The organism is Candidatus Eisenbacteria bacterium, from assembly GCA_016867715.1.
Taxonomy (GTDB): Bacteria; Orphanbacterota; Orphanbacteria; order Orphanbacterales; family Orphanbacteraceae; genus VGIW01.
The window spans coordinates 21,809-30,543 of sequence record VGIW01000032.1 but is presented as its reverse complement, the minus strand read 5'-3'; the positions used below and the strand labels follow the sequence as shown (position 1 = coordinate 30,543).

The following is an 8,735-nucleotide window of genomic DNA, read 5'->3' as shown; positions in this document are numbered from 1 at the left end:
ACGAGCGTTGGGGGGCCGGTGCTCGCGAGCCCGAGAACGACGAACCCGGCCGCCACGATCACGAACCCGAAGAGGAACGACGGGATCGGCTTGAACTTCTCGAAGATGCGCGAGACGAATACCTGCAGGATCATGATGATGTAGCCGGTGTGGGCGATCGTCTCCCCGAGGATGCGCCGCACGCCCGCCTCGTCCCGATGGGAAAGGAAGTCGGCGAATCCCGCGCCGAGAACGCTTCGAATGGCGAGATACAGTCGGGCCGTGTCGACGTTCCGATCGACATAGACCGCGCACAGGTTGAAGAACGCCCAGAACGGGAGCCAGAAGCAGATTCCGAGCAGAACGAGAAAGACCGCGAACTTCGCGTCCGAGAGGGCGACGCCGAGCTCCTTGAACTTCGACTTGAGCGTGGCCCCCTCCATCTCGCGCGGCGGCTCCTTATAGAAGAAGATCGTGATAAGGAGCATGACGCCGATGGAAATCGCCGACGCGAGGAAGGCGTAGTCCCAGGAGATCGCCCGCAGCCGCCCCGCGATGACCGGACCGAACGACCCGCCGACGTTCACCATCGCGTAGAACACGCCGAAGCCGAGCGTCTTGTTTGTGGAATCGGTCACCGCGCGCACCGTCCCCGAGATGAGCGGCTTGAAGATCCCCGCGGCGAGCCCGATGCTGAGCATCGTAAGAACGATCCCCGAGAACGACTTCGTCACGATGAGAAGAAGGATCGAGGGGAGATACGCAAGGTATGAAATAATGAGCACTTTCTTGAAGCCAAAACGGTCGGCGAACGTCCCGGAGATCAGCGGAACCGTGTACGAGATGAGCAGGAAAATGCTCTGAACGATCCCGAGCTGGCCCCTCGTGTATCCGAGATACTCCATGTAGATCCCGAAGCCGAAGTAGATGCCGTAGTACGAGAACCGCTCGAGCACCTCGATGAGGTTCGCGACCCAGAAGACCGGCGGAAAAGGCGTGCGCTGCTTCATTCGTCACTCCCAAGATTAGTGGATTGGCCGCCGCGACCTGGCGCGGTCCAGAAACTGTACCACGATCCGCGCCCCGTCGCGCGCCCGATCCGCCGGTCCCGAGGCGGTCACGCGCGGCCCCGAGAGGCCCCGCGCTCGAGGGCCGCCCCGATGAGATGGGCGATGCGGATCGGTTCGGGGATGTTCGACAGGCCCAGGGTGGAGAAGACGATCGCATCGGCGTCGCCGGCGGTCGTTCCGGCATGAGTGACGAAGAGGCCGCTCCGGACTTCCCGGCAGGGGGGGATTCGATCGAGGAGGGGGAGGCGTTCCGAGAGACCCGCAGCGCGAAGTGCATCGCCGAGAGCGCTCGTCCCGGTCTCGCGCCGGGTCGTCGAAAGGACCGGCACGCCGAGGCGCCGCGAAAGCTCCTCGATGTCGACAAGCCCGAGACCCGCGAGCGTGACGCCTCCGAGGAGGACCGCCTGAAGAGCGGGCGCCCATCGCATGGCGCCGATCCACTCGGAGAGGTACTCGGTCGCCCCGTCTCCATCGACAGGGAACGATCCGATCGCGACCCCCTCGACGAGCAAGGATCCCTCCATCACAACGCCGACGATCGGGACGGAGTCCTTCTGTCCCTTGCGGAAGGGACCGTCGTCGACGCCGAGCACGCGCGGAGTCTTTCTTTGCATATCAAGTGGTTTCCAGGCTCTCGCTCAGAAGAGATCGGCTCCCAAATCCTCCCCCATCGGAAGGCCGAAGGAAGCCGGCTGGCCGGTCGCCTCCAGCACCGACACCCACAATCTCCCCTCGGGCGAGACGCGCTTCTTCCGGACGAGCACGAGCGGAATCGGAACGTGGACGAAGATGTCGTGTTGATAGCCGATCGTGACGCCGGTCTTTCCGGCCATCCCCGCGTGCGCCGCGTGGCGGGCGAGCGCGTTGCAGAAGACGCTGTCGTCCGCGTCCGCGGGAGCGCTGCGGATGATGTAGCTCGGGTCGATGTACTTGAGGGTGACCGGCTTCTCGATTTCCGCGAAGTGGGCGACGATGCGCTCCTTGAGATAGACGCCGATGTCGTGGGGCCGCACGTTCCCCGACTTGTCGCGAAGGACCGGCTCCTTGTCGAAGAGATGCCGGCCCGCGCCCTCGGCGACGACGATCACCGCGTGGCCGCGCGCGGCCATTCTCTTTTCGAGCTCCGCGAGGAACCCATCCGGCCCCTCGAGCCGAAAGGGAACCTCGGGGATCAGCGTGAAGTTCACCTCTTGGCTCGCGAGAGTCGCGCCCGCCGCGATGAACCCCGCGTCCCTCCCCATCAGCTTCACGAGCCCGATGCCGTTGCGGGCTCCCTTCGCCTCCATGTGCGCGCCGTCGATCACCTCGCGCGCTTTCTCGAGCGCGGTGCTGTACCCGAAGCTCTTCCGAACGAAAGGGATGTCGTTGTCGATCGTCTTGGGGACGCAGACGACGCCGATTCGCTCCATGCGGCGCGTGATCTCCTCCCAGATCGCGTGCGCGCCCCGATGCGTGCCGTCCCCCCCGATGCAAAAGAGGATGTCGATGCGCTCTCCCCGGAGGAAATCGACCATCGTTTTTGGGTCTTGCTCGCCGCGCGAGGTGCCGAGCGCGGTGCCGCCGCGTCGGTGGATGAACTCGACGAAGTCGGGTTCGAGGCGGATCGGTGGAAGGCCGACGGCGGGATTCAGACCTTCGAATCCGTAGCGGATACCGAGAATGTCCCGCACGCCGTAGCGATGGTGGAGCCCGAGAACGAGCGCGCGGATCACGTTGTTGGTCCCCGGGCAGAGGCCCCCGCAGGTTACGATCGCCGCCCTCGTCGTCGCCGGATCGAAGAAGAGGCGCTCTCGGGGCCCCGCCTTCTCGAAGAAGAGATCCTCGCGTGGATCCTCTCCTGGACGAAGCTCGATCTTCGCCCGCACGATCGTCTCGTCGAGGATGAAGTTTCCGATGCCGTCCCCGCGCCGGGTCGAATAGTTGAGGGGCGAATGAATGCGGCGCTCGCCCAGCGTCCGCACGCGGAAATCGTCCGGCGTGAGCATCGATGTCTCCTTCGGATGAGCGGGCCGGCCGGGTTGTCTCACGGACCTCGATCAGGCCCGCGGATCTGTGCGCGAGCCGAAGGATCCGGTCGGGAGCGCCCCGCCGGCTACCGCCACAGGCTCTTGATGCTACCCCAAGAAGTTCCTTCCGTCCCCCGCGAGGGACCCTTCGGCATTCGGTTGATCGGATGCCGGTCCTCTTGTCGGACGACGAGATAGCGACCTGCCCGCGCCGGATCCGGCCGGGTGATGAAGACCTGATCCGACAGAACGACATAGTGCATGATCCCCTCAGGGTCCTCCGGATCGTCGACCGTGACGAGGAGATCGACGAAGGTCGTCGTCCTGTGCCAGATCTCGCCGGGCGGCCTCTCGGGGTCGGGGGTGTCGTCCACGGCGGACGTTTTCACGTCGAGCACGAGCTTGATCCGCTTGACGATCTGTCCCCGAGAGTTCGCCGTGCCCGCGAACATCCGCCCCGCGATCGCATGCTCCTCGTCGAGGGTCCAGTATGGAAGCGGGTCGTCCGGATCGATCTCGTCCAGAAGAGGCGTGAAGCGATAGCGCGAGTCGAGAAGGAAGGCGTAGCGCAGGCTGTCTCTTGTCGAGTACGCCGCCGCGAAATCCCTTTCAAGCATCGCGCCCGGCGTCTCATGGAGAAGGAGTGCGCGAAGCGCGATATCCACCCGGAAGACATCGTCTCCGCCGCCGACGGGAATGACGGCCGGGAGCGCGCTCGCGTGGCTCGCGCGGAGCGAGGTCACGGAGGGGGGAACGCCGGGAATCGAGAACGCGCCGTATGCATCGGTGACGGATTTCTCCGTCCCCGCTTCGACCGTCGCCCCCTCGAGCGGCGTCCCTGCCTCGTCGTCCAAGCGGACGATCCCCTTCACGGTCCGCTCCGCCGGAAGGGGGAGTGGAGCGTAGAAGGCCGCCTTCAATGCGCCCCAGCGGCTCGTCTCCGCGGACGCGCCCGCCGTCTTGCCGGCCGGTCCCTGCTCGATCTCGTCGTAGATCTTCCACGATCCGTCGGCGGGATCGACGCGGAGGCGATAGGTTTCGATGACCGGAACGATCACCGTGTCGATCGTTCCCCCCGCGGTATCTTGCCGGACGATCGCCGCGCCGAGAATCGCCCCCGCGCGGTAGTCTCGCTCGCCGCTCGTTCCGGGGATGAGCGTGAACGCATCGTCGAAGATCGCGATATCGAAGTCCAATACCTGAATCTCCGCGTGCGAGAAGAGCGATTCGACGACCGCGCTCTCCGTCTTCTTCCCCCAGAACGAACCCGGCAGATCCGCGGGGGCGTCGCCCGCGGCGAACGTGAACCGATAGTCCGGATGCAAGAGGCGTTCGTACGCCGCGTCGTCCCGCTCGGCGAAGACCCGCGGGAGGCTGTCCGCCAAGACGGCGCGCGCCTCGGACGGTTCCCCAGGTCCCCCGATCTTCCCCGTATCGCAGGCGGGGAGAGAAAGAGCGACGACAAGAAGGACCGCGGACAAGGGAGCGCCAAGAGGTCGTTCCCCGCTCTCCGCTCGACGCGCGGGGAAAGGCGGGATCGTTCTTCGGTTCATGGCGAACCTCGCGGTTGAAGGGCGGAAGCGATCGACGCACGTATTCTATCATGCCCGCGAGGAAGCGGGAAGACCGATCCGTCTCTCCTTGACGCGCCGCTCGGTTCGAGGCGACAATACCTCCATTCGTATCCCTATTCGGCTCTCATCTCGACCAAACGGAGATCGATGAAGACGAAGAACATCCCGCACGGTCGCGCCGGATCCGCCCCGGGTTCGCTAGGGCTCCGTCTTCTCGGCGGCCGCGCCGTTTTCGCCATCTCTCTCTTCCTCTTGCTGGCGCTCCTCCTCCTCCTCCCGGGTGCGGCGCTCGCGGCGGAGCAGGCGGAGCACGGGGGCGAACACTCGCACGGAACCAAGCTCGGCGAACGGCTCCCTCTCTGGAGCGTGATCCCCTTCGCCGGGATTCTTCTCTCGATCGCGCTCTTTCCCCTTCTCGCGCCCCACTTCTGGCACCGGCATTTCCCGAAGATTTCCTTTGCTTGGGCGGCGGTCTTCGCCGTTCCGTTCCTTCTCGTCTACAAATCGGCCGCGTTCTACGAGATTCTTCACATTTATATCGTCGACTACATCCCGTTCATTCTTGTCCTCTGGTCTCTTTTCACGACGGCGGGGGGGATCTGCATCGGCGGGAGCTTCCGCGGGACCCCGCTCGGGAACGTCGTGGTTCTTCTCATCGGCACCCTGCTCGCCTCGTGGGTCGGGACGACCGGCGCCTCGATGATCATGATCCGCCCCCTTCTTCGGATGAACAAGGAGCGGAAGCACAAGGCATATATCATCATTTTCTTTATCTTTCTGGTTTCAAACATCGGCGGGTCGCTCACGCCCCTCGGGGACCCGCCGCTCCTTCTCGGGTTCGTCCACGGGGTTCCTTTCTTTTGGACGATGGGCCTCTTCCCGATGATGGGCTTCGTCGTTGTTCTTCTTCTCGCTCTTTTCTTCGCGATCGACACGTATTTCTACCGGAAGGACGGCATATTCCGTGGGAACTTGGAGGGCGTGAGGACGGAAGGTGTCCGCGTGGACGGCCTCCACAACCTCCTCTTCCTCGGCGGAATCCTCACGGCGGTCCTGATCTCGGGAGTTTGGCACGCAGGGCACGTCTCGATCTTCGGCGTGCACGTGCCGTACCAGAACATCTTCCGCGACTCGATGCTGATCCTGATGGGGCTCTTGTCCCTCTGGACGACCAGGCGGGCGATCCGCCGGGCGAACGAGTTCAGCTGGTTCCCGATCAAGGAGGTGGCGTATCTCTTCGCCGGGATCTTCATGACGATCGTGCCCGCCCTCGCGATCCTTCGCGCCGGCACTCACGGACACCTCGCTTTCTTGATCGAAGCGGCGAAGGAGCCGGCCGATTACTTCTGGATCACGGGTGCGCTCTCGAGCTTCCTCGACAACGCGCCGACCTACCTCACGTTCCTGAACACGGCTCTCGGGAGGTTCTACGAGGGAATGAGGGAGATCGACGCGATCCACGCGCTGATCGCGGAGCGGGGGCTCTACCTGAAGGCGATTTCCTTGGGCGCGGTCTTCATGGGAGCGAACACCTACATCGGGAACGCACCGAACTTCATGGTGAAGTCGATCTCCGAAGAAGCGGGCGTGCGGATGCCGAGCTTCTTCGGGTACATGTTCAAGTACTCGATCCCGATCCTCATCCCGTGCTTCCTTCTCGTGGTGTGGCTCTTCTTGTAGAATCGAGGGGGAAGAGGAGGACGTCATGGACCGCAGGTTTCGCGCCGTTCTGGTCCGCGGGCCGTATCCCTTGGTGCGCGGCTTCGTTTCCGGTTTTCTCGCGGGGAAGGGGGCGGTGGGCAGGGTCTACTACTGCGAGCAGGACAAGATCGAGGTGGACTTCGGCACCGAGGAAGGCTTGGCGGAGAAGCTGGCGGATTGGATCGGTCTCCAGAAGTACATGACGACGGCCGTCGTTGTCGAGGAGAGCCTGCACGGTCCGATTCTCGATGCTCTCAAGAGCGCGGGCGAGGAGCTTCGTCTCGAGGTCGCGGCTTCTCGCGCCGTGAAAGAGGCCGGATTGGAGGCGCGCTTCCAGACCTTCTCCGAAAGCGAGGGGATCGAGATCCGCCGGGCGGTCGAGAACCCCCCCGACGGGGTGAAAATCCTCCCCGGCTTCACGCTCCAAGAAGACCGGCGCGACGAGGCGGCAGGGATCGAAGCCTACGCGCCCGCTCACCACTACGAAATCGAGGGATCGTACGCCTACGCGGGGCCGGTCGACCGGATCGTCGAGCAGAGGAAGCGTCTCGCGGACAATCCTTTGATTCGTTGCGGGCCGGTTCGTTTGGCGCTGGAGTAGGCCCCGCGCGCGTATCCCCCCGAGAGGTTCGTCGGAGCGGCATCATGTGGCTCTTGGCGGCCGCCGCCGCGCTCTTCTTCATTGCCGCGCCCGCCGTGTTCGCCCGGCCGATCGGCGACACGCTCACCGTGATCATGCGCCCGATCCTCGGCGTGCCGGCGATCCGCGCCGCGGGGGAGACGCTCGAGATCAACGCGAGCGCGCCCCCCTCGACCGATGGGTGGTCGGTCGAGCTGCTCCGGCCCCCATGCTCCTTCCCTCTCGATGTCGCAGGCGCGACGTACAATTCATATAGAAAGCTCTGGACGCTTCGCGCGCCGATCCCGCTCGATCTGCCCGAGACGCTCTACGACCTTGCCGTGCACGCGGCGGGGGGCGTCGCCGACACGACCCGACGCGCGGTGAAGATCCTCTCCCGCTACGAAGACGACTGGTGCTTCGCCCACGTGACCGACACCCACCTCCCCGGGCACACGTACTACGGGGGCCGCGGCTGGGAGGCAGACTCGACCGAGATGGCCGACTTCCGCGCGGTCATCGACGATCTCAACCTGATCGCCCCCGAGCTCGTCCTCCTCACCGGCGACTTCGTCAACGAGGGGGAGGCCGAAGACCTGAACGAGTACCGGGCCTACTCGCGCGCGCAGAGGCTCCTCCTCGAGCTCGACGTTCCGGTCTTCCTCGTCGCGGGGAACCACGACGTGGGCGGGTGGCGCGACACCCCGCCCCCGGACGGAACCGCGCGGAGGAACTGGTGGCGCTTCTTCGGGTGGCCGTATCTCGACGATCCTCCGGACCGGGTGACGACCCAGAACTACTTCTTCGACTACGGCCCGGTCCGCTTCATCGGTCTCGAGGCGTACCTCAACTACGACGGGTGGCGGAGCGGGACCTACGGGGCGAGCTCCTTCCTCGGGCACCAGCTCGACTTTCTCCGCGAGGCGGCCGATTCGAGACCGGAGGGGAGCCGGGTGGTCGCCTTCTACCACTACGACTTCGCGAACCAGATCGGCGATCCGGCGGAGCGCGCGATCGACCTCGCCCTTTACGGCCACATCCACCGGGACGCCGGTTCGATCACCGATCCGAGGCCGGTGCTCGCCACGGAGGCGTGCGCGGATGGAAAGCGAGCCTATCGGATCGTGCGCGTGAGAGACGGGCGGCTTGGAGAGAGGCCGACGCTCCGGGCGGGGAGCCGAGGGGAGCTTCTCACGATCGAGTTCGATGCGCCGAACGACGGATCGCGCGACGCGAACGCCGCGACGATCGTGAACGGGCACAACCAGCCGCTCGAGTTCGCCGAAGTCTCGTTCGTGATGCCCAAGGCGAGCGCGCCGTACGGCGCGAGCGGGGGGACGGTGATCCGCGAGATCGACGCGGATACCGCGCTCGTCGTGGTCGCGCGCGTTTCGCTCTCCGAAGGGGAGAGGGCGCGCGTGCGGCTCGAGCCGTCGGACGAGTCGCCGCGCCCGCCGGTTCCGCCAGTCCCCGACGCGTTCCGTCTCATCGGGAGCGTCCCGAACCCGTTCAATGGGGCGACCGAGATCCGCTTCGAGATCCCTGATCCGGGCGGAACGGTCGCGATCGAGCTGTTCGACGTAGCGGGCCGCTACCTCTTTCTCCTGGCGCGCGGGCCGTTCCCCGGAGGAGCGCACGCGTTTCCTTGGGACGGACGCGCTCCGTCGGGAGCGAGTCTCTCGGCCGGCGTCTACTTCTACCGCGTGGCATTCGAGGGGGAAGCGCGCGTCGGACGGGTTCTCTACTTCCGTTAGCCGGCGCCGCGCACCCGCGCCGCGCACGAGAG

The 8,735-nt window shown here is 65.3% G+C and carries 7 protein-coding genes; 3 read left to right on the top strand and 4 right to left on the bottom strand.

All coding sequences use genetic code 11. The features are described from left to right. The 4 genes from FJY73_07540 to FJY73_07525 form a co-directional block, all read right to left on the bottom strand. A partial coding sequence (locus FJY73_07540) for an MFS transporter (protein ID MBM3320512.1) occupies nt 1-989 on the bottom strand: 989 nt, incomplete at its 3' end. Nucleotides 990-1,096: 107 nt separating this feature from the next. After that, on the bottom strand, nt 1,097-1,663 hold the full coding sequence (locus tag FJY73_07535) for a DUF99 family protein (protein ID MBM3320511.1): 567 nt from the start codon (nt 1,661-1,663) through the stop codon (nt 1,097-1,099). Nucleotides 1,664-1,687: 24 nt separating this feature from the next. After that, the gene (locus FJY73_07530) at nt 1,688-3,034 is read right to left on the bottom strand and encodes an ATP-dependent 6-phosphofructokinase (protein ID MBM3320510.1); all 1,347 of its coding nucleotides are present in this window, start codon (nt 3,032-3,034) and stop codon (nt 1,688-1,690) included. A gap of 107 nt (nt 3,035-3,141) precedes the next feature. Then, entirely contained in the window at nt 3,142-4,608 is a 1,467-nt protein-coding gene (locus FJY73_07525; protein ID MBM3320509.1) for a carboxypeptidase regulatory-like domain-containing protein, read from the bottom strand. A 168-nt stretch (nt 4,609-4,776) separates the two neighbouring features. Here FJY73_07525 and FJY73_07520 point away from each other — a divergent pair, with 168 nt between their 5' ends. Genes FJY73_07520 through FJY73_07510 form a run of 3 tightly spaced genes read left to right on the top strand, consistent with a single transcriptional unit; the run spans nt 4,777 to nt 8,703 of the window. Further along, on the top strand, nt 4,777-6,309 hold the full coding sequence (locus FJY73_07520; protein MBM3320508.1) for a sodium:proton antiporter: 1,533 nt from the start codon (nt 4,777-4,779) through the stop codon (nt 6,307-6,309). Between the two features lie 25 nt (nt 6,310-6,334). Next, nucleotides 6,335-6,931, top strand: a complete 597-nt coding sequence (locus FJY73_07515; protein ID MBM3320507.1) for a hypothetical protein — start codon at nt 6,335-6,337, stop codon at nt 6,929-6,931. Between the two features lie 44 nt (nt 6,932-6,975). Continuing rightward, nucleotides 6,976-8,703 carry a metallophosphoesterase gene (locus FJY73_07510; protein ID MBM3320506.1) on the top strand — a complete coding sequence of 576 codons (1,728 nt, stop codon included), beginning with the start codon at nt 6,976-6,978 and terminating at the stop codon, nt 8,701-8,703. The last annotated feature ends 32 nt before the right edge of the window (nt 8,704-8,735 follow it).